At 65.3% G+C, this 24,273-nt stretch carries 25 protein-coding genes; 9 read left to right on the plus strand and 16 right to left on the minus strand.

Annotation, left to right across the window (positions count from 1 at the left end):
* Positions 1-326: 326 nt before the first annotated feature.
* Positions 327-2,417 (minus strand): methyl-accepting chemotaxis protein, encoded by a 2,091-nt coding sequence (locus P24_RS03555; protein WP_008943328.1) that lies wholly within the window; start codon positions 2,415-2,417, stop codon positions 327-329.
* A gap of 208 nt (positions 2,418-2,625) precedes the next feature.
* Here P24_RS03555 and P24_RS03560 point away from each other — a divergent pair, with 208 nt between their 5' ends.
* A complete protein-coding gene (locus tag P24_RS03560) occupies positions 2,626-2,961 on the plus strand; it encodes a hypothetical protein (RefSeq protein ID WP_008943329.1) in 336 nt (111 codons plus the stop codon).
* A gap of 21 nt (positions 2,962-2,982) precedes the next feature.
* Here the strand turns inward: P24_RS03560 and P24_RS03565 are convergent, their stop codons facing one another.
* Positions 2,983-3,594 (minus strand): pyridoxamine 5'-phosphate oxidase family protein, encoded by a 612-nt coding sequence (locus P24_RS03565; RefSeq protein WP_008943330.1) that lies wholly within the window; start codon positions 3,592-3,594, stop codon positions 2,983-2,985.
* 107 nt (positions 3,595-3,701) lie between these two features.
* Positions 3,702-4,589: an alpha/beta fold hydrolase gene (locus P24_RS03570; RefSeq protein ID WP_008943331.1), complete on the minus strand. Its 888-nt coding sequence runs from the start codon at positions 4,587-4,589 to the stop codon at positions 3,702-3,704.
* 128 nt (positions 4,590-4,717) lie between these two features.
* Here P24_RS03570 and P24_RS03575 point away from each other — a divergent pair, with 128 nt between their 5' ends.
* Together P24_RS03575 and P24_RS03580 are read left to right on the plus strand one after the other, a co-directional pair.
* The gene (locus P24_RS03575) at positions 4,718-6,106 is read left to right on the plus strand and encodes a tetratricopeptide repeat protein (RefSeq protein WP_008943332.1); all 1,389 of its coding nucleotides are present in this window, start codon (positions 4,718-4,720) and stop codon (positions 6,104-6,106) included.
* Between the two features lie 25 nt (positions 6,107-6,131).
* The gene (locus P24_RS03580; RefSeq protein WP_008943333.1) at positions 6,132-7,430 is read left to right on the plus strand and encodes a DUF2254 domain-containing protein; all 1,299 of its coding nucleotides are present in this window, start codon (positions 6,132-6,134) and stop codon (positions 7,428-7,430) included.
* On the opposite strand, the gene P24_RS03585 is transcribed toward P24_RS03580, so the two are convergent.
* Positions 7,427-8,203, minus strand: a complete 777-nt coding sequence (locus P24_RS03585; RefSeq protein WP_008943334.1) for an SDR family oxidoreductase — start codon at positions 8,201-8,203, stop codon at positions 7,427-7,429. The two genes, P24_RS03580 and P24_RS03585, sit on opposite strands and share 4 nt — an antisense overlap.
* 112 nt (positions 8,204-8,315) lie before the next feature.
* Between P24_RS03585 and P24_RS03590 the strand changes: the two genes are divergently transcribed.
* Positions 8,316-8,636: an ArsR/SmtB family transcription factor gene (locus P24_RS03590; RefSeq protein WP_008943335.1), complete on the plus strand. Its 321-nt coding sequence runs from the start codon at positions 8,316-8,318 to the stop codon at positions 8,634-8,636.
* Positions 8,637-8,906: 270 nt separating this feature from the next.
* Here the strand turns inward: P24_RS03590 and P24_RS03595 are convergent, their stop codons facing one another.
* On the minus strand, positions 8,907-10,115 hold the full coding sequence (locus P24_RS03595; protein WP_008943336.1) for a glycosyltransferase family 4 protein: 1,209 nt from the start codon (positions 10,113-10,115) through the stop codon (positions 8,907-8,909).
* A gap of 50 nt (positions 10,116-10,165) precedes the next feature.
* Here P24_RS03595 and P24_RS03600 point away from each other — a divergent pair, with 50 nt between their 5' ends.
* Positions 10,166-10,921, plus strand: coding sequence for an alpha/beta hydrolase (locus P24_RS03600; RefSeq protein ID WP_237740156.1), 756 nt, complete (start codon positions 10,166-10,168; stop codon positions 10,919-10,921).
* A 20-nt stretch (positions 10,922-10,941) separates the two neighbouring features.
* Here the strand turns inward: P24_RS03600 and phbB are convergent, their stop codons facing one another.
* From phbB to P24_RS03615, 3 genes are all read right to left on the minus strand, one after another.
* On the minus strand, positions 10,942-11,664 hold the full coding sequence (gene phbB / locus P24_RS03605) for an acetoacetyl-CoA reductase (protein ID WP_008943338.1): 723 nt from the start codon (positions 11,662-11,664) through the stop codon (positions 10,942-10,944).
* 161 nt (positions 11,665-11,825) lie between these two features.
* Positions 11,826-12,998 carry an acetyl-CoA C-acetyltransferase gene (locus tag P24_RS03610; protein WP_008943339.1) on the minus strand — a complete coding sequence of 391 codons (1,173 nt, stop codon included), beginning with the start codon at positions 12,996-12,998 and terminating at the stop codon, positions 11,826-11,828.
* 106 nt (positions 12,999-13,104) lie between these two features.
* The gene (locus tag P24_RS03615; protein WP_237740157.1) at positions 13,105-14,376 is read right to left on the minus strand and encodes an alpha/beta fold hydrolase; all 1,272 of its coding nucleotides are present in this window, start codon (positions 14,374-14,376) and stop codon (positions 13,105-13,107) included.
* 453 nt (positions 14,377-14,829) lie between these two features.
* Between P24_RS03615 and phaR the strand changes: the two genes are divergently transcribed.
* Complete coding sequence (gene phaR, locus P24_RS03620) at positions 14,830-15,498, plus strand: polyhydroxyalkanoate synthesis repressor PhaR (protein WP_008943341.1); 669 nt, start codon at positions 14,830-14,832, stop codon at positions 15,496-15,498.
* A 24-nt stretch (positions 15,499-15,522) separates the two neighbouring features.
* Here phaR and P24_RS03625 read toward each other — a convergent pair whose 3' ends face one another.
* The 3 genes from P24_RS03625 to P24_RS03635 all read right to left on the minus strand — a co-directional run bounded on the left by P24_RS03625 (position 15,523) and on the right by P24_RS03635 (position 18,017).
* Positions 15,523-16,266, minus strand: coding sequence for a hypothetical protein (locus P24_RS03625; protein ID WP_040706461.1), 744 nt, complete (start codon positions 16,264-16,266; stop codon positions 15,523-15,525).
* Between the two features lie 95 nt (positions 16,267-16,361).
* Positions 16,362-17,351 carry a DUF2333 family protein gene (locus P24_RS03630; RefSeq protein ID WP_008943343.1) on the minus strand — a complete coding sequence of 330 codons (990 nt, stop codon included), beginning with the start codon at positions 17,349-17,351 and terminating at the stop codon, positions 16,362-16,364.
* 87 nt (positions 17,352-17,438) lie between these two features.
* A complete protein-coding gene (locus tag P24_RS03635) occupies positions 17,439-18,017 on the minus strand; it encodes an RNA methyltransferase (protein WP_008943344.1) in 579 nt (192 codons plus the stop codon).
* A gap of 103 nt (positions 18,018-18,120) precedes the next feature.
* Here P24_RS03635 and P24_RS03640 point away from each other — a divergent pair, with 103 nt between their 5' ends.
* Positions 18,121-19,176 carry an asparaginase gene (locus tag P24_RS03640; protein WP_008943345.1) on the plus strand — a complete coding sequence of 352 codons (1,056 nt, stop codon included), beginning with the start codon at positions 18,121-18,123 and terminating at the stop codon, positions 19,174-19,176.
* Here the strand turns inward: P24_RS03640 and P24_RS03645 are convergent.
* The 4 genes from P24_RS03645 to P24_RS03660 form a co-directional block, all read right to left on the minus strand.
* Positions 19,173-19,688, minus strand: coding sequence for a DinB family protein (locus P24_RS03645; RefSeq protein ID WP_008943346.1), 516 nt, complete (start codon positions 19,686-19,688; stop codon positions 19,173-19,175). The genes P24_RS03640 and P24_RS03645 overlap by 4 nt on opposite strands.
* The gene (rarD, locus tag P24_RS03650) at positions 19,685-20,614 is read right to left on the minus strand and encodes an EamA family transporter RarD (RefSeq protein ID WP_008943347.1); all 930 of its coding nucleotides are present in this window, start codon (positions 20,612-20,614) and stop codon (positions 19,685-19,687) included. The genes P24_RS03645 and rarD overlap by 4 nt, the downstream gene beginning before the upstream one ends.
* Before the next feature lie 85 nt (positions 20,615-20,699).
* Complete coding sequence (locus P24_RS20255) at positions 20,700-20,939, minus strand: DUF1127 domain-containing protein (protein ID WP_008943348.1); 240 nt, start codon at positions 20,937-20,939, stop codon at positions 20,700-20,702.
* A 247-nt stretch (positions 20,940-21,186) separates the two neighbouring features.
* Positions 21,187-21,444, minus strand: coding sequence for a DUF1127 domain-containing protein (locus tag P24_RS03660; protein ID WP_008943349.1), 258 nt, complete (start codon positions 21,442-21,444; stop codon positions 21,187-21,189).
* Positions 21,445-21,599: 155 nt separating this feature from the next.
* On the opposite strand from P24_RS03660, the gene P24_RS03665 reads away from it, so the two are divergent.
* Both P24_RS03665 and P24_RS03670 read left to right on the plus strand, forming a co-directional pair.
* Positions 21,600-22,505 (plus strand): transcriptional regulator GcvA, encoded by a 906-nt coding sequence (locus tag P24_RS03665; protein ID WP_008943350.1) that lies wholly within the window; start codon positions 21,600-21,602, stop codon positions 22,503-22,505.
* 92 nt (positions 22,506-22,597) lie between these two features.
* A complete protein-coding gene (locus tag P24_RS03670; protein WP_008943351.1) occupies positions 22,598-23,857 on the plus strand; it encodes an MFS transporter in 1,260 nt (419 codons plus the stop codon).
* A gap of 6 nt (positions 23,858-23,863) precedes the next feature.
* Here P24_RS03670 and P24_RS03675 read toward each other — a convergent pair whose 3' ends face one another.
* Positions 23,864-24,154, minus strand: coding sequence for a SemiSWEET family sugar transporter (locus P24_RS03675; protein WP_008943352.1), 291 nt, complete (start codon positions 24,152-24,154; stop codon positions 23,864-23,866).
* Positions 24,155-24,273 lie beyond the last annotated feature (119 nt).

A 24,273-nucleotide genomic window follows, 5' to 3' on the forward strand; every position in this document is an offset into this window, starting at 1 on the left:
GCGGGTGCGGCACGATAGCATGGCGGGCCATCGGGGAAAGAGGGCTAGAGAGCTGCATTCCCCGCCCGAGAGACTGACGCTACGGCGGCAGCCACTGACATTGCCCGTCCCCCCCCGCACTTGTTGCGGGGGTCCAGGCCTCGGCTTGCTGGATGCCCGCCCGTGTAAGCTGAACCCTGGATTCCCGGCACCCATGGGGCTTGGGGCCGGGAATGACGACCTGAGAAAGCCATCTTTCACAATTCAAGCGTCAGAATTACAGACAAACACAAAAGAAAACGCCGGGCACGAGGCCCGGCGTCTTTGGTAGTTCCTTGCGGCCCAGATCAGGCTGCGCGGATATCGGCCAGGAAGGTTTCGATCTCGCGGCGCATCTGCTCCGACTTTTCCGAAAGCTCCTGCGCCGCGCTCAGCACCTCCGCACCGGCGGCACCGGTCTGCTCGGCGGCGCCGCTGACCTTCTCGATGCTGTCGGTCACGCCTTCGGTCGCCGAGGCGGCTTCCTGCACATTGCGTGCGATCTCCGCCGTGGTCGCGTTCTGCTCCTCGACCGCGGCCGAGATGGTGGCGGAAATCTCGTTCACCTGAGCGATGACCGCGGCGATGGACGCGATCGCCTCCACCGTCGAGCCGGTGGCCGACTGCATGGCGTTGATCTGCTCGACGATGTCCTCGGTCGCCTTGGCGGTCTGGCTGGCGAGGTTCTTCACCTCCGAGGCCACCACGGCGAAGCCCTTGCCGGCTTCACCAGCGCGGGCCGCCTCGATGGTGGCGTTCAGTGCCAGCAGATTGGTCTGCTCCGCGATGTCGTTAATCAGGCCGACAACCTCGCCGATGCGCTTCGCCGAATTGGCGAGATTCTCGACGATGCTGCTGGTCTGCTCCGCCTCATGCGAGGCCTGACGGGCAACCTTGGTGCTCTGCTCGACCTGACGGGCAATCTCGGCGGTCGAGCTAGACATCTCGTCGGTCGCCGCCGCCACGGTCTGCACATTGGCCGAGGTCTGCTGCGCCGCCGTCGAGGTGGCCTGCGCCTGGTCGCTGGCGACCTGGGCGACATCGGTCATGCTGGTGGCGGTGCGCTCCAGCTCCGTGGCCGCGGCGGCGACACCGCCCAGCACACCGGAGATGCTGCTGTCGAACTTCATCAGCATCGCCTCGATGGCGCGCTGGCGCTCCTCGCGCTTGCGCTGCTCCTCGGCGGTGGCGGCTTCCATGCGCCGCTTGGCCTCCGCATTGTCGCGGAACACGACCAGCGTACCGGCCAGATCGCCGATCTCGTCCTTGCGGTCCTTGTAGGGAATCTCACCATCGAGATCGCCCTCGGAGACACGCAGCATGGCGGCCGTGATGCCAGCCATGGGCCGGGTGACACGGCCCCGCACGATCATCAGGCCGGCGACACCGATGGCCAGCGCCAGCAGCAGCAGGCCGGTGTTCAGCGTCAACATCATCTGGGCATTCGCGTTGCGGTTCGCCGCATAGTCCGACAAGGCGGAAAGCGCGGTGGTGGCAACGCCGACCATGTCGTCCAGCGCCGCAATGCTGATCTTGCCCCATTCCGCCTTGGACACCGGCGAAGCGGTACCGGCGGCAAGCGCCGCGTCGATCTTGTCGCGCGCCGGGATCAGCGTATCGATGTAGATGGTCTTTGCCTTGGCGAAGGCAGCCGCGACCCTGGGGTCAACGCCATCGCGCGACACCAGCATCTCCAGCTGGCTCCAGCCCGCCTGGGCCTGGCCACGCCAGACCAGCATCCGGGCCTGCTGGGCAGGCTTCACACTGCCGGCATCGATGGCGTCGCCGACCACGACGCGCTCCAGCCCAACCGCATCGCGGGTCAGGTAGGCGGCGTCCTTGATGGCGATCAGCTCGGCGCTGATCGGGCCAGCCAGGCGCATTTCGGTGCCAAGATGATTCGAGATGGATTCCAGAAGGTTCACCATGACCGTGGCGTTCTTCTGCCATTCATCGGCAAGGCCGGCACGGCGATTGGACAGCGGACCACGCAGGCCGGGATCGACCTCGGTACGCAGTGCCTTCAGCTTGTCGAGGGCCGCCGTCAGCTTCTGCACCGAGGCATCGGGACCGCAATCGATCTCGCCGCAGGCCTTGATAACGGCCTCGGTCGCCGGGCCGGAGATGCCGCGCACCTTGGTGATCGTCTCCAGCAGACCGTTGGAGGCCACAGCATCAGCCTTCAGCGCGCTGGTCACGGGACCGCGCTCCAGCCGGGTATTCTGCAGCGCGTCGAACACGTCACCGGCCGCATTGGCCTGGATCAGGACCTGACCGGCCTGACGCTGCTGAGAGACGGCCGAGACCATCTCGCGGATACAGAAGGTGAGAAGGAAGACCAGCAGAACGGCGAACAGGCCGGTCAGCAGGTTGGCAATACGAATGCCCTTGGCGAACATGGCGATATCCTTGTGGATTATGATTACCGCCTCTTCTTATTCCCAAGTAATTAACAAAAGGTTATAGGGTTAATTGCATAAAATGCCGTACAAATTCCTTGCGTTACTTGATCGCCAGCCGGAGGTGGCTCAGGTGACAAGATACGTGAAGGGATGGTGCATAAAGGCTTTCCATGCCAATATTATTAGAAAATATGCATGGAGAAGTATGATCGCACTGTTAGCCACCATCACAGGCCTGACACCGTCCCTTGCCGCCGGCATGGGACTGTTGACGCTGGTGCATGGCGATGCCTACTGGATACAGAGCGACCCGCGCTACATGGGCACGGACGGCCTGCATTGCTGCGGCGTGGAGGATTGCCGGCCGGCACACAAGGGCGAGGTTGTCGCCTTCGAAAGCGGCTATGTCATCACCTCGACCGGGCAGGTGGTGCGGCCTGACCGCAACCGCGCAATCTATACCTCGATCGACGACCGCTTCTGGCTGTGCTTCTGGAAGGGGCATGTGCGCTGCATGTTCATCCCGAACCTGACGCAGTAGCCCAACCCGCTCGCCAGCCGCCTACCACATGCTCTTGCGGGCGCGCTCCGGCCATTCCCGGTCATAGGCATCGCCGCCGACCGTCTCGTCAGACAGATTGGCGAGGATACGCCCCGGTGTCGGCAGGCTCTTCGGATCGACATGGCGCTCCGGGTTCCACAGCTCGGACCGCACAATGGCGCGGGCGCACTGGAAATAGACGCGCTCCACCTTCATGACGATGACGCTGCGCGGCGCCTTCTCCTCCACCGCGAAGCTTTCCAGCAAGTCCGGATCGGTTGAGAGCTGCGCAGTTCCGTTCACCCGCAGCGTGGTGCCGGAACCGGGGATCAGGAACAGCAGCGCCACACGCGGGTCGCGCACGATATTGGCCAGCGAATCGACGCGGTTGTTGCCGCGCCGGTCCGGCATCAGCAGGGTTTTCTCATCGGCTATCCTGACGAAACCTGCCTTGTCGCCGCGCGGGGAGCAGTCCAGCCCCTCCGGCCCTGATGTCGCCAGCGCCACGAAGGGCGAGGCCTCGATGAAGCGGCGGTAATCCGGCGTGATCCGGTCCACCTCCTTCACCAGCGATGCCTCGGATGCCTCGCCATACAGCGCGTTCAATTCCTCGACAGTGGCGATGATCGGCATGGCATTTTCCCTTTTCCGCGAAACCGGCGGGAGCATAGTCGAAGCCGCACCACCCGCCTATCCGGACGATGCCGCTGATTGGTCGGGGGGCAGCCTATTGGTCGGGATCAGCTGAAGAAATCCAGCAGCGCGGATGCTGCCTGCTCCGGCTCCTCCTCGACAACGAAATGCCCGCAATCCAGCGCCACCTCGGACACTTCATTGGCCCAGCCGCGCCAGATATCCGCCGGGGAGGACGCCTTCGGCCCCAGATAGCCACGCGCCCACAGCACCAGCACCGGGCAGGCGATCTTCCGCCCGGCGGCGCGGTCCTCCGCATCCTGGCGACGGTCGATGCCGGCCCCGGCACGGTAATCCTCGCAGGTGGCGGCAATGACGTAGGGATCGTGGAACTGCCGCAGATATTCCCGCACCGCCGCCGGGTCCAGCCGGTCGCGATAGACCGCCCAGCGTTCCAGCAGATGGCTGAAATAGAAATCGGGATCGCTGCCAATCAGCCTTTCCGGCACCGGCGCCGGGACGGCCAGGAACGGCCAGTGATAGGTGGCAATGGCATTGTCGGCATTCATCCGCTCCCAGTTCTCTAGGGTCGGGATGATGTCGAGCGCGGCGAACTTGGTCACCCGCTCCGGATGGTCGAGGCACAGCCGGTAGCCGACGCGCCCGCCCCGGTCATGGCCCGCCAGCGCGAAACGCTTATGGCCAAGGCCCTCCATCAGCACCACCATGTCGGCGGCCATGACGCGCTTGGAATAGGCCAGGTGATCGGGATCGCGCGCCTCATCCGGCGCCGGTCCCCGGCTGCGGCCATAGCCGCGCAGATCCGGCAGCACCAGCGTGAAGCGCTTGGCCAGCGCCGGGGCCACCTTGTGCCAGGCGTGATGGGTCTGCGGATAGCCGTGCAGCAACAGCAAGGGCGGTCCGCTGCCGCCGGTGCGGTAATAGACCTCCGCCTCGCCGAGACGGGCCGTGCCTTCCCTGAAGCCGTCGAACATGATCCGCCTCCCTACAGGCGAACAGAATGGCGGAAACGATCATGGCCCACAATCCGCTGGACAGGCGCATCCTCCGACCGGCACCCTGCCGACACCCCTGAAACGGGCAAAGAAAAAAGCGGAGGAACATGATGCAGCACGATGTTCGCGGCCTGGCCCTGTCCACCGACAGCGCGGAGGCAGCCACCGCCTTCAACGCCGCCATCGCCGACTATCTGGAATACCGCCTGTCGGCCGGCGAGAAGGTGAAGCAGGTGCTGGCCGCCGATCCGGATTTCGCGATGGGGCATATCCTGCGCGGCTATTTCATGCTGCTGATCGGCTCCAATGCCACCCTGCCGGCGGCCCAGAAGGCGCTGGCGCAGGCCAAGACCCTGGCCGCAGGAATCACGCCACGCGAGACGCTGCATCTGGCCGCCCTGGAAGCCTGGGCCGCGGGCGACACGATCAAGGCCTGCGCCGTGTGGGAAGAGCTGCTGGCCGCCCACCCGACCGATCTGCTGGCGCTCAGGCTGCAGCATTTCGCCAGCTTCTGGCTCGGCCGTTCGGCGGCGCTGCGCGACCTGCCGGCCGGCGTTCTGCCGGCCTGGAGTGCCGACATGCCGGGCTATGGCAATGTGCTGGGCATGCTGGCCTTCGGGCTGGAGGAATGCGGCGCCTATGCCGAGGCGGAGAAGGCTGGCCGTGAAGCGGTCGGTCACAATGGCGAGGATCTGTGGGCGATCCACGCCGTCGCCCATGTGCTGGAGATGCAGGGACGGCTGAAGGACGGCATCGCCTGGCTGAACCAGCCCGCCGGCACCTGGTCCGACCGTAACCCGTTCAAGGACCATGTGTGGTGGCACCGCGCGCTCTATTCGCTGGAGGGCGGCGATTTCGACCGGGTGCTGGAACTGTACGATTCCGAGATCGAGGTGGATGAGAACGGCTTCTATCTCGATGTACAGAACGCCGCCTCCCTGCTGCTGCGGCTGGAATTCTGCGGCGTCGATGTCGGCACGCGCTGGGATCTTCTGGCCAGTGTCGCCGGCAAGCGGCTGCAGGACCATGTGCTGGCCTTCACCGACACGCATTTTGCCCTGGCGCTGGCCAGGGGCGGACGCACGGATGAGGCAAACACGCTGATCGGCTCGCTGCGGTCCTTCGGCGCCAGCCCCGGCGACAACAGCGCGGCAAAGGTGGCCCTGCCACTGACCGCGCCGATTTCCGAGGCGATGCTGGCCTTTGCCGAGAAGCGCCACGACCGCGCGCTGGAGCTGCTGCTACCGCTGCGCTACGAATGGCAGGGTGTCGGCGCCAGCCATGCCCAGCGCGACCTGTTCCAGCAGGTCGTCATCGAGGCCGCCATCGGCGCCGGCCGCACCGATCTGGCCCGGCTGCTGCTGGCCGAGCGCAGCCAGCTGAAGCCGAACAGCCTGTATAGCTGGCAGCGCTATGCCGATGTGCTGGAGGCATCGGGCGAGGCGGCACAGGCGGCGGAAGCGCGGCAGCGCGCCGCGTTGGTGCGGCTGCATTGACCCTTCAGGCAGAACAGGAAGGCGGATGATCACCAAGCTGAACAACGCCGTCATCCGCCTGCGCTCCGCCCTGTGGTTCCGGCCCACCGTGGCGTCGCTCGGTGCTGCCGCGCTGGCGCTGTTGCTGGCCGGCACCGACCGGCTGCTGCCGGAATTCATCGCCATACCGGAGGTCGATGGCGGCAGCGTTAAGGAGCTGCTGACGCTGCTTGCCAGCGCCATGCTGACCGTGACAACGGTGACGCTGTCGGCGCTGCTGGTCGTGCTGAACATGGCGGTCAGCCAGGCCTCGCCACGCGCCCTGCCCGGCCTGATGGCGGACGAGGTGACGCAGAACGCGCTCAGCACCTTCATCGCCACCTTCGTCTTCGCGCTGTTTGGCATGCTGGGGCTGGCCATCGAGGCTTATGACAAGAGCGGCCTCAGCCTGCTGTTCGGCTGCGGCCTTGTACTGACGATCATGGCGCTGCGCTATCTGGTGCAGTGGATCCACCACATCGCCAGCACGCTGCGGCTGGGCAATATCGCCGCCCGCGTGCATGCCGATACGCAGGCCAGCATCGACCGCTTCCTGTCCGACCCGCTCATGGGGGCGCATCCGGTGGAGGGAAAGCGCGAGGTCGAGGACGGCACGGCGACGCTCGCCACGACACGCAGCGCCTATCTGTGCGGCATCGACATGGAGGAGATGCAGGAGATCGCCGCGCGCAACGGCCTGACCATCGAGCTGCTGTGCCGCCCCGGCGACTTCCTGCACCGCGACCGCCCGGCGATCGCTATCCATATTGGCGAGGAACGGCTGGACGATGCGCTGCGCGGGAAGCTGCTGGATTGCTTCCTGCTGGGGGAGGAGCGCTCCTACCACCAGGACCCGCTGCTCGGCCTGCAGATATTGGGGGAAATGGCCAGCCGCGCTTTGTCGCCCGGAATCAATGACCCGAAGACCGCGATCATCTGCCTGGACCGTCTTGAGGCGCTGCTGTCGCAAGCGGCGCGACCACCTGAACAGGAAGAGGTGCCGCGCCATGAGCGGCTGTCGCTGCCGGCGCTGACCTTCGACACCATGCTGGACCGGGCGATGCATTCCATCGCCCGCGATGCCGCGCCGAATGTCGAGGTCGTGCTGCGGCAGATCGCGGCGCTGGAGCGCATCGGCATGGCGGCCGGGTCGGAAAGGATACAGCCTGCCCTTATGAACATGCTGGGGCTGACCGCCGACTATGCCCGCAACGCCATCGCCGTGGCGCAGGACCGCGAGGCGGTGGAGCAGGCGGCGATGCGGGCGCGCCGCCGCCTGTCCGGAAGCCTCACGCCAGCCGGCTAGATCAGCGAGCCGCCGCTCGCCTCGATATACTGGCCGGTAACCCAGCGGCTGTCCGGCCCGGCGAGGAAGACAGCCGCATCGCCGATATCCTCCGCCTTGCCGATGCGCTTCAGCGCCTGCATCGACGTGATCATCGCCTCCGACTCGGCGTTGCCGCGCAGCCAGCCGGCATTCATGTCGGTGTCGATGGCGCCGGGTGCCAGCGAGTTCACGGTGATGCCGCGCCCGCCATAGGCCACCGCCCATTGCCGGGTCAGCACATCCACCGCCCCCTTGGTCGCAGAATAGGCCGGAATGTTCATGCCGCCGACGGCCCGGGAGAGGCCCGACGAGATGTTGATGATCCGCCCGCCATCGCGCAGCCGGCCAATGGCCTGCTTGGTGACGAAGAACAGCCCCTTCACATTCACGTCGAACAGCCGGTCGAAGGTTTCCTCGTCCGTCTCCTCCATCGGCAGGTTCGGCGCGATGCCGGCATTGTTCACCAGAATGTCGAAGCGCGCGGCGCCGGTGCGGGCCGTCAGCTCCTTGTCCAGCGTGGCGAACATCTCCCCGATGCTCTTTACCGAGCCGATCTCCGCCTGCACGGCAAAGGCGTCGCCACCCGCCGCCTTGATAGTCCCGACGACTTCATCCGCCGCCTCGCGGTTCTTGCCGTAATGCACGGCGACCGTGGCCCCCTCGCGGCCCAGCCGCTCGGCAATGGCGCGGCCCAGCCCGCGGCTGGCGCCGGTGACGAGGGCGACCTTGCCCTCAAGTGACTTGCTGCTCATCTGTTCCTCCAGAGCAAAGTGTTTCGATGCCGGAGAGATGGCCTGTAAAGTTCCATAGTTCAAGAATATTGAACAATTGAATTAAGACGGCTAGGATGTCATATGGGTCGGCATGCGTCCCTTGTTCCACCCCGACACAGAGGCGATCACGCTGCAGGGCGTGCTGCACGCGCTGAGCGATCCGGCGCGGCTGGCGATCGTGCGCGCGCTCCGGGAATCGCCGGACCTCTCCTGCAGCAAGGCCGCCCCGGTGCCGGAGATGGCGAAATCCACCCTCTCCAACCATTTCCGCATCCTGCGCGAGGCCGGGCTGCTGTGCAGCCGGCGCGAGGGCACGCAATACGCCAACTGCCTGCGCCTGGACGATCTGGACGCCCGCTTCCCCGGCCTGCTCGATGCCATCCTGAATGCGGCCGAGCCGTCCGACAGTTAGGCCCTAAAGCAGAAGCCCCGCCAGCGATGGGCGGGGCTTCATTCGGCGCGGGAGTCTTCCCGGCACCCGGTGCTAAATCCGGGTATTTTCATATTCAGACTATCCAGTGATGTGGTTTTGCTAGTCAGGCGGATTCATGTCCAGTTCGACACCCTCCCTGCTGCGGTCACGGCCCTCTCTCGCAATATTCTTAACAGAATACCGCCAGAAACGGTAATTATCAGCATATTCTTATGATGCTTTTGTGTCAAGGGATCAAGTTCACCCACCCTACCCCAGCAACTCCGCATAGACGGCCAGCGTGCGGGCGCACATCAGGTCCTTGGTGTAGTTGGCGCGGACATGGGCGATGGCCCGGGCGGCCCATTGCTCGCGCTGGCCATTGTCGAGCGTCAGCGCCGCGCGTAAAGCGCCAGCCAGGGCCGCCGGGTCGCCCGCCGGCACCAGCCAGCCGGTCTCGCCGGGGCGCACCGTCTCCGCCACGCCGCCATGGTTGGAGCCGACCACCGGCTTGCCCATCGCCTGCGCCTCGACCGAGACACGGCCGAACCCTTCCGGCTCGATACTGGCGGAGACCACCACATCGGCCAGCATGTAGCCCGCCGCCATGTCGCGGCATTCCCCGGCGAAGCGCACCACGCTCTTCAGGTTCAGCTTCTCGGTCAGCGCCTCCAGCTCCTCGCGGTAGCGCACGCGCCCCTGGTCGGAGCCGACCAGCACGCACAGCACCGGGATGTCGCGCAGATGTGCCATCGCCTCGATCAGCACCCCCTGCCCCTTCCAGCGCGTCAGCCGCCCCGGCAGCATGACCACCGGCACGCCATCCTCCAGCCTCCAGGCCTCGCTCAGCTGGATCATGCGCTCGGCACTCACCCGCTCGGGATCGAAGATGGCGGTGTCGGCGCCGCGCGGGATCACGCGCAGCTTTTCCGGCTCGATGGGGTAATTGTCGAGGATGTGGCGGCTGATGAATTCCGAGATGGCGATGACGCGGTCGCCCTTGGTCATCACCGAATTGTACCAGCGCTTCACCGGGCCGGTGATACTGTAGGGCGCGTGGAAGGAGGTGACGAAGGGCGTGCCGGTGCGCCGCGTCGCCGACCAGGCGCTCCAGGCTGGGGCGCGGCTGCGGGCATGCACGATGTCCACGCCCTCCTTCGCGATCAGCTCTTCCAGCGCTGTGGCGTTCTTGCGCAGGCGGATCGGGTTCTTGCTGGCCAGCGGCAAGGTGAAGTGCTCGCCGCCCACCCGCTCCAGCTCGCGCACCATCGGCCCGCCGCTGGAGGCGACCAGCGCCCGCCAGCCGGCGCGCACCAGCGCATCGGCCATATCGACGGTGCCGCGCTCTACGCCGCCGGTCACCAGCCCGGGCAGCACCTGCAGCACGGTCGGCCGGCGGGGTTCCTGCGCAGTGTCCGCCGGGGCGTCCGCCGGGGTGTCCGCGAGGGCGGTATCAATGTTAAGGTCGCTGTCCGTCATTCTCTCCCGTGCCGGCCTTCTGCCGCCCTTCCGCAACGATGGTCCGTCTCATGTCCGAAACACCTTTCGATACCCTAGTCCGTCCCGGTGGGGAATGCCTCGCTTATCGACGCACAGCAGGCAAGACTCCGGGCATCGTGTTTCTGGGCGGCTTCAAGTCGGACATGACCGGCTCCAAGGCGGTGGCGCTGGAGGCCTTCGCGAAGGCGCGCGGCCAGGCTTTCCTGCGCTTCGACTATGCCGGCCATGGTGCGTCGGGCGGCACCTTCACCGACGGCTGCATCGGCGACTGGGCGAAGGACGCCATCGCCCTGCTGGACGCGCAGACCGAAGGGCCGCAGATCCTCGTCGGCTCCTCCATGGGCGGCTGGCTGATGCTGCTGACCGCCCTCGCCCGGCCGGATCGCGTCGCCGGCCTGGTCGGCATCGCGGCGGCACCCGACTTCACGGAAGATCTGATGTGGGAGACATTCTCGCATGAGGTCCGCGAGACGATCCTGCGCGACGGGTCCTATGCCGAACCGTCGGCCTATAGCGACGATCCCTACATCATCACCCGCAAGCTGATCGAGGATGGTCGCGAGCATCTGCTTCTGCGCGATCCGATTCAGCTTCACTGTCCGGTGCGGCTGCTGCACGGCATGCGCGACCCGGACGTGCCCTGGCAGGTCTCCGTCCGGCTGGCCGAAGCGCTGGAGACGGAGGATGTCCGCCTGTCGCTGGTGAAGGATGGCGACCACCGCCTGTCGCGCGAGCAGGACCTCGCCCTGCTGCGCGCCACGGTGGGTGAATTGCTGGACGGCTAGGCCGCCTCAGCACATGTGCCCTAGTACATGTGTTGGCCGCCATTGATGGACAGCGTCGAGCCGGTGATGAAACCGCCCTCATCATCCACCAGGAAGACCACGCCGCGCGCGATCTCCGACGCCTTGCCAAGCCGCCCGACCGGCACGCGGGCGACGATCTTCTCCAGCACGTTGGCCGGCACGGCGGCCACCATGTCGGTGTCGATATAGCCGGGGGCGATGGCGTTCACGGTGATGCCCTTGCCCGCCCCTTCCTGCGCCAGCGCCTTGGTGAAGCCATGGATGCCCGACTTGGCGGCGGCATAGTTCACCTGACCATACTGGCCGGCCTGGCCGTTGATGGAGCCGATATTCACGATGCGGCCGAAATTGCGCTCGCGCATGCTGTCGATGACGGAACGGCACATGTTGAAGCAGGAGCCGAGATTGGTGTCGATCACCTCCTGCCACATGTCATGGGACATCTTGTGCATGGTGCCGTCACGGGTGATGCCGGCATTGTTCACCAGGATATCGACCGGCCCCAGATCGGCCGTGACCTTCGCCACGCCCTCCTGACAGGCCTTGAAGTCCGAGACGTCCCATTTGTAGGCGGCGATGCCGGTCTCGTCGGTGAACTGCTTCGCCCGCTCGTCATTGCCGCCGTAATTGGCCGCAACCTTGTAGCCCTTGTCCTTGAGCGCCAGGCAGATCGCCTTGCCGATGCCCCGCGTTCCGCCCGTCACGATTGCCACACGCGCCATGCCATCCTCCCTGTTCTGTCCGCCAGTTGGTTTCGTCCAAGGCGGTATTTACCCATTAATCATGACACGAGTTCGGCAGCTTTCAATTGACGGAGGTCAAATGGCACGAAAAAGCCGCCCCGGATGCCCAGGGCGGCTGTTCGGGTCGGCTGCGTAAAAGCTTACCGCTCCAGACACATGGCGATGCCCATGCCGCCGCCGATGCACAGGGTGGTCAGGCCCTTCTTCGCGTCGCGCTTCTGCATTTCGTGCAGCAGCGTGACCAGCACGCGGGCACCCGACGCACCAATTGGGTGACCCAGCGCAATGGCGCCGCCATTGACATTCACCTTGGCCGTATCCCAGCCCATATCCTTGTTCACCGCGCAGGCCTGCGCGGCGAAGGCCTCATTGGCCTCGACCAGATCCAGATCGGCGGCCTTCCAGCCGGCCTTCTCCAGCGCCGCCCGGCTGGCCGGGATCGGCCCGGTGCCCATGACCGCCGGATCGACACCCCGCGTCGCCCAGGAAGCAATGCGCGCCAGCGGCGTCAGCCCGCGCTTCGCCGCCTCATCGGCGCTCATCAGCACCAGCGCCGCCGCCCCGTCATTGATGCCGGATGCATTACCGGCGGTCACACTGCCTTCCTTCTCAAAGGCCGGCTTCAGCTTGGCCAGCGTGTCCATCGTCGTGCCATGGCGCGGATATTCGTCGGCATCGACAACAATGTCGCCCTTGCGGCTGGGAACGGTGACCGGCACGATCTCATCCTTGAAGCGGCCGGATTTCTGCGCCGCCTCCGCCTTCTGCTGCGAGGAGGCGGCAAACTCATCCTGCTGCTCGCGGCTGATCTGCCACTGCTTGGCGACATTCTCCGCCGTGTTGCCCATGTGGTAGCCGTTGAAGGCGTCCCACAGCCCGTCCTTGATCATGGTATCGACCATCTTCAGGTCGCCCATCTTGGTGCCGTTGCGCAGATGCGCGCAGTGGGTGGACTGGCTCATGCTCTCCTGCCCGCCGGCCACCACGATGGAGGAATCGCCGGCAAGGATCGCCTGGTAGCCCAGCGCCACGGTACGCAGGCCGGACCCGCAGACCTGGTTCACGACATAGGCCGTCGCTTCCTTGGGGATGCCAGCGGCGATGGCGGCCTGGCGCGCCGGATTCTGGCCGGCGCCGGCAGTCAGAACCTGACCGAAGATCAGCTCCGACACCTCGGCCGCATCGACCTTCGCGCGGCCCAACGCCTCGCGGATGGCAACCTCGCCCAGCGTATGCGCGGGCAGCGAGCCCAGCGCACCGTTGAAGGCGCCGATTGCGGTGCGGGCGGCGCTGACGATCACAACATCGGTCATGGCTAACTCCTCCTGAGATAGGCGGCTGGTGGTCCGCCGTGCGGTTGCTTTTCGGCTACCATAGTTGCAGTGCAGCGAAGGCGCAAATGCCTCGCCTAAGGGCTTGTCAGCGGTGGTTTTTCAGCCAGTCGGCCAGCGGCGACCAGACCTTTTCGATAGCACTTCCGCCGGCCATCATCCCGATATGGCCGAGCGGCGGGCGCAGCACTGTGCATCCCGGCAGCGCTGTGGCCAGTGCCAGGGCGGAGGCCGGCGGCACGATCCGGTCATCCGCCGGGACCATGGCCAGCGACGGCAGGCGAATGGCTATGGGATCGACGGCTTCTCCCGCCACCCGCCAGTTGCCCCGGGCCGGGTCATTGTTGATGTACCAGCCTTCCAGGCACTCGCGGGCGACCGGGCCGGCCAGCGCCACGCCATCATTCAGCCAGTCCTCCAGCGCCACGAAGGCATGCGCTTTCGCGGAGTCCGGGTCCAGCCCGGCGAAGGCGCGGAACTTGCGGTAGCCCAGATGCGGGTCCAGCCCCAGGAACAGCGACTGGATGATATCGGTCGGCAATTCGCCCAACGCCGCGATCACTCCCATCAGGCCCGGCAGCATGCCGGGCAGCGCCGCGATCATCGGCGTCGGATCAGCCTGGAAATCCCAGGGTGCCGTCAGCAGAACCAAGCCGGAAAGATCGGCCTGCCGCCGCTGCGCCAGCGCCACCGACATGGTACCGCCCATGCAATAGCCGACCAGCGCCGGCCTCGTGCCGGTCTCGGTCAGGACAGCGTTCAGTGCCGCATCCAGCCGCCCGGTGATGTAGTCGCCCAGCGTGAAGCCGCGCTCGGCCCCGCTCGGTTGCCCCCAATCGACCAGATAGGGCCGGAAGCCGCGCGCCGCGAGGTCGCGCAGGAAGCTGCGCTCTTCCGTCAGGTCCAGAATATAGGCGCGGTTGATGAGCGAGGGGACGACCAGCACCGGCCGACCGGTCCGGCGGCCTTTCGGCGCGTAGGCCAGCAGCCTGGTAGCGCCTTCCTGCCAAACGGTGCAGGCGTCCGGCAGGGTGCGCCGGTAGCCATGCCGGCGATAGGCCAGCACGCCTTTCAGGAAGTCGGACCAGCGCCGCGCTGCCGCCGCGTCGAGCGCCTGCTCAACCTGCCTTTCGTCGAGGGCTTCGGCGCTTTGGCGCAGACTTGCCGCCTTCGCCGCCAGTTCCGGCCTCCAGTCGAGCGAGCCTTTCCTCAAGAGCGGCAAGGCGCCACGCGAGGTCAGTAGCGTCATCGCCGCCACCGTCAGGTGCAGCGGCAGCGGCCTTGGCCCCAGCCTTGTTTCCGCCAGTCTTGTTTCCGCCTGGGGCCGAGGTGGGGGCGGACTGTCCTGTTCGCGCGTCACTGCCGGGCCTCATCGCGTTGAAGAAAGCGTCGAACGGTGCCGGAAAGGCGCCGGGAGCCGCAGCCGTTCCCGAGGCCATATCGGCCAGCATGCGCGACCAGAGCTGCATCCCCTGCCCGGCCGCACGGGCGAATTCCGGATCACGGGACAGCGCGCCGAGCTGCTGCTGCCACAAATCCAGGAACTGCTCGGCCAGTTGCTTTGCGTCGATACCGTTTTCGTCTCTGTCGTCTGCCATGACCGCACTATAAGAGCCCCACCGCCGGATCGCCAGAATCCGCTTCCGGACGAGCGGCAGCCGACCCCGACGGCGACAATGCTGCGGATCATGCTGCGCAGCAAGATTTCTGTTGCAAAGCAAAAACAGAAGGCTGACCTTAAGGGCGATTTTGGGCGGAAAGGCACGCTCAACAGCGTGTTACGCGCCCAGGGAGGCAACCGGAAAGGTCCCTAATGGCCGACAAGAAGAAGCAAGGGGAAGGCGAGACCGTCACCATCAAGAAATATGCGAACCGACGGCTCTACAACACCGCGACCAGCAGCTACGTGACCCTCGACCATCTGTGCCAGATGGTGAAGGACGGGGTCGAATTTCACGTCTATGACGCCAAGACCGGCGACGACATCACCCATTCCGTGCTGACGCAGATCATCGTCGAGGAAGAGTCGAAAGGGCAGAATCTGCTGCCGATCAGCTTCCTCAGGATGCTCATCAGCTTCTATGGCGACAGCCTGCAATGGGTGCTGCCGAAATATCTCGAACACAGCATGTCCTCCTTCTCCCGGAATCAGGACAGCATGCGCTCCTACATGGACAAGACGTTCGGCGGCATCTTTCCCTTCGGCTCCAATCTGGAGGAGATGGGCAAACAGAACATGGCGATGCTGGACAGCGCGATGCGCATGTTCTCGCCCTTCGGTGCAGAGGGAATGGCCAACCGGGGCAGCGGGACTGCGCCAAATGCCGCGCCCGGTGCCGCGAAGCCGGAGTCGCCGGCCGCCAGCGACCCGGTGGTCAGCGCGATGAAGGAGCAGATCGACAATCTGCAGCATCAGATCGAGGCGATGGTCCGCCTGCAGACCGAGGCCATGAAGGCCGCCACAAAGCAGGACAAGGAATAGGGCTCAGACCCAGGCTGGGGGAGGCTACTCCTCCAGCCTGGTCGCCACTTCGCTTTCCTTCTGGTTTTGCAGCCATTCGACCAGCTTCTTCTCGGACGATTGCAGCTGCTCGATATGCACGGGCAGCATCTGCTTGCCGATGCGGACATGCTCGACCTGCAACTCCTTAAGGAAGATGCCGAGCGTCTTCTTGACCTCGGTCGTCTCATCCATCAGGCGGTTGGTCTCGTCCTGCTTTTGCTGCCAGTCGGTGGCAATGCTGTGCAGATAGGCGCGGTGGTCGCTGATCATGCCGTCGAGCGCCTTCAGGACATTCTTGTTGTAATTGTCCACCGCCTCCTTGCGCTCGCCACTCTTGATGAGGCCCAGGAAGCTGGCGCCCCGGACGATACCCAGCCGGTCCGGGTCCTTGAACATCACCTTCAGCTTGGAGGGTGGATGGTTCAGCGCGAACCCGTCGAGATTCGCGATCACCCGATCGGGGCTGCGGTAGGTCCCCGACAGATATCCGCGCAGGGTCGTCAGCCGGGCCTGATGGCGGCGGATGAAGGCAATCTCGTCGCGGTAGGAATTGCGTTCCTGGCTGAGCTTCGTAATCCGCGACTCGACCGTGCGGATGGCCTGGCGCGTCTCGTCGAACAGGGTATTCATCGCCCGGAAGCGTTCGACACCCACCTCCATCTGCAGGATCGCGCGATGCGAGGACAACAGCCCCTGCAGCAACGCACCGCTGTCAGTGGCATCTGCCTCATCATGTTCAGCCGTCATCGCCCCGGTAAGCCCCATCCCATATTGCAACGACACTTATCGTGTATAGCCCAGCGTCTGGCCAGCGCCAACCAATCCTGAGTAAACTCTTCTTTCTATTTCAACAGGATGTTAACGACCTCATAAAGCTGGGTCCGGGCCCGCAGCAGGTAGAAGCCCTGCGCCGTCAGATGATTCGGCAGGATCAGCGCATCGGGCGAGCCGCCGATGACGACCAGCGGCTCCAGCTGAGAGCCCTCGCGCAGGCTGTCGATCATCTGCTGCCAGACACCGTCGAGCTGGCGTTCACGCAGGATCGGCGCGAAATCACGGCCCAGCTCGCGCAGCAGGATGTAATGCCCGTACAGCTGACCCTTGGTCGAATAAAACAGGTCATCGACAGTGGTATCGAACAGCCAGAAACCCGCACCGAGTATGTGGGAATCGATCTGCGCCGAGGCGGAGCCGAGGTCGGAGGCGATGCGCTCCAGCATCGACATCAGATTGTCCCCGCGCTTGTCGAACACCGCCTGCCCGGCCGACAGCCGGTCATTGTAGGAAAGCAGCGCCCGCGCGGCCGCCCGGTATTGCGATTCGGAGGTTGCCGTGGGCGCCAGCGATACTGACGGGTCCCACACCCACACATTGCCCGGATATTTCAGCAGGCCGGCGGCGCGCTCCAGATCCTTGTCGATCTGGCTGGTGCCCCGGATACGGCCGATATGGTCCATCATCTCGACGCTGAAGCGCGAGGCCGCCTTCAGGATGCCCTGCTGGTAATTCGGCATATTGTCGAGGATCGCCGAAGGCATGAAGAAGGGATCATTGGCGGTCCAGCCATTCTCGTCCACCTCGCGGCTGACCAGCGCCGCCGCTGCCGCGATGGCATTGCTGCCGCCCTCGGCCACATTCTGCAGAACGAAATCCGGGTCGGCGTCGATCTTGTTGATGATCGCCGCTCCCGCCCCGTAATAGAGCAGGACAAGAACGATCAGCACGCCCAGGCTGCGCGCCAGCGGGATGCGGCGCAGCCACTGCGTCACCCGGCGGCGCGGCGCGGAATATTCGTCATAGGGGAACTCGTCCCGCGTCTCGTTGCCCGACATACTCTGGTCCTGCTAAATTTCCGGATCATCGACAGATAGGTACGCGCGGCCCGAAAGTCAGCCTGCCGTCTGTAATGCCTGCCTTGATCAGTCCGTGCGCCCGACGCCTTCCTCTGCCGCCCGGCGCTCACGCCGGCGCTGTTTCTTCATCCACAGCGGTGCGCCAAACACCGGTTCCGGCAGCGGCTCCGCCGGTCCGCCCGGCATGGTCGGGCGCGGCGCGAAACGGCCCAGGCTGATCAGCCGGTCATACATCACGATGGCGCCGGCAATGCCGACATTGACGCAGAACTTCATCGGTATCTGCACCACATGGTCGCACAGCCCGACAATCTCCGGGTCCAGGCTGTTGCGCTCCGGTCCCAGAATATAGGCGGCCTGGCGCGGATGGCGGAAACTCGGCAACGCCACCGCCTCCTCCACCAGCTCCACCCCGACCAGCGTGCAACCATCCGGCAGACGGAAATCGCGCGGGCCATCGAACCGGTAATAGGGAAGATTGCGCAAGGTATTCGATGTGTCGCTCTGGTTCAGCTTCTTGTGGTCGTAGGATTCGCCCACGGTAAAGACGAAGCTGGCGCCGAAAGCGTGCGCGGTGCGGAACAGCGTCCCCGCGTTCTGCGCCTTGCTCAAGCCCTGAACGCCGATGGCGAAATAGCCTTTCATGACCTCTCCTTTTCCTTCCCTCCTGCTTGCCAGCGCCGGGGCGGCAGGGCAAGGTTGCCGGCATCGGAGTTCCCACCAGCCTTTTTTTTTGCGGATGCCCCCAATGACAGAAGAAATCCTCCGCGTCCAGACCAACACCGCCGGCAGCGGCAGCGCCGCGCCCATCGCCGTCGAGGTGACGCGCGGCGGCATGGTCGAGAGCTTCCACCGGGTCATCGCCGCCGTGGCGGACGCCTCGGGCAGCCTGCGCCATGCCTGGGGCGATGCCGGAAGGCTGGTCTATGGCCGCTCCGCGATCAAGCCGCTACAGGCGATCCCCTTCGTGGAAAGCGGCGCCGCCGATGCCTATGGGCTGGCCGACCGCCATATCTCCCTATCCTGCGCCTCGCACAGCGGCGAGACGATGCATACGGAGACGGTGGATGCCTGGCTGTCGCAGCTTGGCCTCGGCAATGACGATCTGGAATGCGGCAACCAGATGCCGAGCCACGAGCCGACCGCGCATGCGATGATCCGCAAGGGCGAGAACGCCTGCCGCATCCACAACAATTGCTCGGGCAAGCATTGCGGCTTCCTGTCCACGGCAAAGCATCTGGGCGAGCCGACCAGGGGCTATACAAGCGCCGACCATCCGGTGCAGCAGCGCCTCATCAGGATCTGCGAGGAGCTGGGCGGCGAGGATCTGTCCGCCACACCGCGCGGCATCGATGGCTGCGGCATCCCGGTCTTCGGCATGTCGCTGAAGGCGATGGCGGTGGCGATGGCGCGCATGGCCGACCCGGCGGAACTCTCCGCCAAACGGCGGGAGGCGATCCTGCGCATCCGCAAAGCGGTTGCCGCCGAGCCGCTGATGATCGCCGGCACCGGTCGCTTCGGCAGCCTCGTGCTCCAGCAGCTGGGAGAACGCATCCTGCTGAAGACCGGCGCGGAGGGCGTCTATACCGCCGCCCTGCCGGAACTTGGCCTTGGCATCGCGCTGAAGGTGGATGACGGCAATGGCCGCGCCTCCACCGTGGCACTGGGCTGGATCCTGACTCAGCTCGGTGTGCTGAAGCAGGCTGATCGGGATGCGCTGGCCAATCAGCTCACCGTTCCCATCACCAACTGGGAAGGTGTCGGCTGCGGGGTGATCCGCCCGGCCCCGGACCTGAGCCTCTAGGCCCCGACCTCGCGCAGATAATAGATCAGGTCGATGGCGGGCGGCTCTTCCCCCGCCCCCATTCCGGCCATGCCGATCATGTGATGCACCTGCCCGCGATGGTGGGTCTGGTGGTTGAACACATGGCCCAGCACCAGCCGCACCGGCATGGTGAAGGTGTCGCCGCGCGTGTTGGTGTAACGGAGGTCGCCGGCCAGATAGTCCGGCGTCATCGCCGCAATGAAATCGATGAAGGTCTGGTCCTGCGCCGCCCGCGCCGCCTTCAGCGCATCGAAGTCCGGGTACGGCACCTCGTCCAGCCTGTAGCGGTAAGCCGGCTGGCCGGGAAAGCGCGACAGCCACAGACGGTCACCGACCATGATGTGGTTCAGCGTGTTGTGGATCGACCCGAAGAAGCCCTGCCGGTCGGCGCGCCGGGCGGCGTCTCCCAACGCCTCTGCCGCGGCGTAGAGCTTCCCGTTCGCCCAGCAATTATAGGCCGCCAGCGTCGCGAAATAGGTCTTGTCGGTCATTGCCCCCTCTCCTTGCTGCCGCGCAGCGCATCCACCGTGTAGAGCGCAAGGCCGGCCCAGATGCAGCCGAACGTCACCATGTGCGCCGGCGTGAACTCCTCCCCGAACAGCAGCACCGCCAGCAGAAACTGACCGGTCGGCGCCACATATTGCAGGATGCCGACCGTGGACAGCTTAAGGCGCCGCGCCGCCGCATTGAACCACAGCAGCGGCAGCAGCGTGACCAGCCCCGCCGCTACCAGCAGCAGGTCGGTGGCAAGGTCAACGGCGCCAAAGCTGCCGGCGCTGCCCAGCCAGAAGATATAGCCGAGCGCGAAGGGCGTCAGCGCCACCGCCTCGACCGACAGGCCGCTGATGGCATCGACCGGCACCAGCTTGCGGATCAGCCCGTAGAAACCGAAGGAAAAGCCCAGGAACAACGCAATCAGCGGCACCTCGCCCGCCGCACCGATCATGACCGCCACGCCGATGGCGGCCAGCGCCACGGCGGCAATCTGCGCCGGGCGCAGCCTTTCCTTCAGAAACAGCATACCCAGCAGCACATTGACCAGCGGGTTGATGTAATAGCCGAGGCTGGCCTGCAGCACCTGCCCGCTGTTCACCGCAACGATGTAGGTGAACCAGTTGGAGGACAGAATCGCCGCCGACAGCAGCAGCGGCAGGAACAGCCGCCAGGATGTCAGCGCCGTCACGACGCCGCGCCAGCGGCGCAGGAGCCCGATCAGCAGCAGCAGGAAAACCGCCGACCAGGCGATGCGGTGCGCCAGAATTTCCGCCGGGGCCACATGTGCCACTAGTTTGAAATAGATCGGCGCCACGCCCCAGAACAGGAAGGCCGCCAGCCCATAGCCAACGCCGATCAGCGCCTCGCGGCGCGCCACGGCATCCAGGGGCGCACTGGCGCCGGATACGGATTTAACGGTCATCGGGAACTTTCCAGGACAGGCGGACACCGGCCGCCACCCTATCGGCAAGGGCAGCGACCGGATCAGGAAGACCGCACCATAGACGTTAGCGGATCATCCAGAAAGTGGGGCCGTTTACACGGTCCAACTCGGCGCGGCTGAGGCCGACATCACGCAGCTGGCGGTCGTCCAGCTCCCGCAGATCATAGCGGTGGGCGGCGCGGGCCTGCGCATCGGCGAACCAGGCAAGCAGGCCGAAGAAGAAGGTTGAGAGGGACAGGCGCGTCTGCGTCTTCACGGAGGTGTTCAGACACGCCGGCTGCTGCTTCATCGTAAGGGTGGCCATCTCGACTCTCCATCGCATTTGATAAAATGTCTTCATGACACTTTTAGGACGCTTGGCCTTCCTGTCGCTTTGATATTCTTGTGAATTAGTAGATTTCACAAACGACCGTTTTTCATGCACCGATAAATAAAATTTATCTGGTAAAAAAAAGCCTCCGGCCGAAGCCGGAGGCAGTGACAGGGTTGGCGAAGCGAAGGGAACCGGCCGTCGGTGAAACCGAAGATAGCCGGCGTTACTGGCGGATGCTTCAGGCCCGCCAGAAGGGTTTTGCGATTTCCGGCGCGATGTCGGCGCGACTGAGCGCGACATCCTTGAGCCCGCGCTCGTCAAGGCCGGCAAGGTGATGGCGCTGCGTGGCGCGCTCCTGCCAGGCGACCAGCAGATCGACGATGCCGACCAGCAGCGCCTTGACAGTGGGCACACCGAAGCGCGACTGGAAGACGTCTCCGGTGATCTGAGGGGCAGCGGCGGAAGACAGCGGGCAGGCAGTATGGGTGGCAGCCATGGCACTCTCCTTGAACGGTCAAATTGTCCTAATGACAATCCGGAACCATCAAATTCCTGACATAACGCCTATATCTGCCTTTTCACCGTGGGCTACAAAGGATAGTTTTTTATCATGGTGATAAGTTTTTATAATACCTGGATGGAGCCGCTAAGATGTCCCGCCGCCTGCCGCCGCTGACCGCCGTCCGCGCCTTCGAGGCCGCTGCACGGCATCTGAGCTTCACCAGGGCCGCCGACGAGCTGCATGTGACCCAGGCGGCGATCAGCCATCAGGTGAAGTCGCTGGAAACCTGGCTGGGCCTGCCGTTGTTCCGGCGCGGCAGCCGCGCCCTGTTCCTGACCGAGGAGGGGCAGAGCTACCTTGCCGTGGCGCGAGATTGTCTCGACCGGCTGGCCGAGGGGACCGGCCGGCTTCTGATGCGCGACCGCGCCGGCCGGCTGACCGTCTCTACCTTCCAGTCCTTCGCCGCGACCTGGCTGGTGCCGCGCCTCGGCCGGTTCCGGGCGGCGCATCCGGATATCGATGTCTGGGTCGCGGCCAACGACAAGATCGTCGACTTCAACCAGGAGGATGTGGATTGCGCGATCCGCTATGGCGCCGGCGGCTGGCCCGGCGTGAAGGCGGTGCGCTTCATGACCGAGAGCGTGTTCCCGGTATGCAGCCCGAAACTGCTGGAGGGCGCGCACCCGCTCCGCGCACCGCAGGATCTGAAGCATCACACGCTGCTGCACGACCATATGAACGAGGATTGGCGGATGTGGCTGCTGGCCGCCGGCATCGATGATGTCGATCCCACGCGCGGCCCCTCCTTCAGCCATTCCAGCATGGTGCTGCAGGCCGCGATGAACGGCCAGGGCGTGGCGCTGGGGCGCAGCCCGCTGGTGCGCGACGCGATTGCCGAGGGCACGCTGGTACAGCCCTTCAAATTCACGCTGAACGCCTATCATTCCTACTTCTTCGTGTGCCCCGAAGCCTCTGCCGAACGGCCGAAGATCGCCGCCTTCCGCGACTGGCTGTTCGCCGAGGCGGAGCGCGACGGCATGCGCATCAAGGAATAGCCGCAAAGGCGCAAGACATCGGCTTGTAACCTTCTGGCGGATATCCCAGAATAACCGTCAATCAAGAACCGACACCAAGGCCGGAGCCCATCATGCGCGACGCCTTCCCGGCGATTCTGGCCATTGTGCTGGGCGTCATGATCCTGCAGCTCGGCAACGGCCTGATCGGCGTGCTGGTGCCGCTGCGCATGGGGCTTGAAGGCCTCTCGCCGACAATGGTCGGCGTCGTCGCCACCTTCTATTCCTTCGGCTTCCTGATCGGCTGCCTGCTGGTGCCGCGCATGGTGCGCGGCATCGGCCATATCCGCACCTTCGCCGTGTTCGCCGCCGCCGTCTCCGCCTCCACGCTGGGGCTGACGCTCGGCATCGACTGGGTGCTGTGGGGCGGCCTGCGCTTCCTGATGGGCATCTGCATGGCCGGGCTGTTCAGCGTCGCCGAAAGCTGGATCGTCGCCCAGGCGCCGCAGCCGATCCGCGGCCGCGTGCTATCGCTCTACATGATCTCCAACAAGCTGACGCTGGCCGGCGGGCAGATGCTACTGGCCATCGGCGACCCGATGGGCACCGGCTTCTTCCTGCTGATCAGCGTCTGCGCCTCGCTGTCCTTGATCCCCGTGGCGCTGACCCGCGCCGTCACCCCGCCGCCGCCGACCGTCGCCACCATGTCGCTGAAGGAGGTGTACGGCATCGCGCCGGCTGCCCTGATCGGCTGCTTCGCCACCGGCATCATGAATGCCGCCGTCATCGGCATCACGCCGCTCTACGGGTTACAGATCGGCATGGCCGCCGGCCCCATCGCGGCGCTGGTCTCGGTCATGCAGATCGGCAGCCTGCTGGCGCAATGGCCGATGGGCTGGCTGTCCGACCGGATCGACCGGCGCCGGGTGATCGTTGCTGGCCTGCTGGTCGTGCTCGCCGCCTCGCTGGCCATCGCGCTTGTCGGCCCCAGCCTGCCGAACTGGGCGATGTACGGGCTGTTCGCAATCTGGGGGGCAACCGGCCTGTCGGTCTATGCGCTGTGCATCGCGCATGCCAGCGACTTCGCGGAGCCGGGCCAGATGGTGCCGCTGACCAGCACGCTGCTGCTGGCCTGGGCCATCGGCTCCACCATCGGACCGCTGCTCGCCACGCTGGTGATGGAGCTGATCGGTCCCGCCGGCCTGTTCCTTTATGCCGCCGCCATCTCGGGTGCTACCGGCGGTTTCGTCGCCTACCGCATGACCCGCCGAGCCGCCAAGCCGGCCGATCTGCGCGAGAAGTTCGTGAATGTGCCGGCGACCAGCCCGCAGGCGATGAAGCTCGACCCGCGCACCCCGATGGCCGACGACGAATCGGGACCTGGGGTCAAGTAGGCGGGATCAGACCGGTCCCGGCGTGCGGAAGCGCAGCTTGGCCGCCAGGATCGCCAGGATCAGCACCGCCGTCACCGCATTGGCCAGGATCAGCGGCATTGAACCGAGCGCCAGCCCGTAGCACAGCCACAGCAACACGCCGGCCAGGAACAGCAGCAGCATCAGCAGCGAGACATCGCGCGCCGAGCGGCTGCGCCAGGCCTTCAGCACCTGCGGCAGGAAGGACAGCGTGGTCAGCACGGCGGCGATGCCGCCGACCAGCTCGACGAGATCTGGGGAGAGGACAGGAACGGGCATGGCCCGAACGCTCGCTTGGCAAGGAGGTTACGCAAGAGATTGCGACCGCGCGGGATAGTGCCGCGCCGCCCGGCATCCCGCAAGAGGACAAATGTAACTGCGACGCCGCACCCGCTTGA

Origin of the sequence: Oceanibaculum indicum P24 (genome assembly GCF_000299935.1) — a bacterium.
Lineage (GTDB): Bacteria > Pseudomonadota > Alphaproteobacteria > Oceanibaculales > Oceanibaculaceae > Oceanibaculum > Oceanibaculum indicum.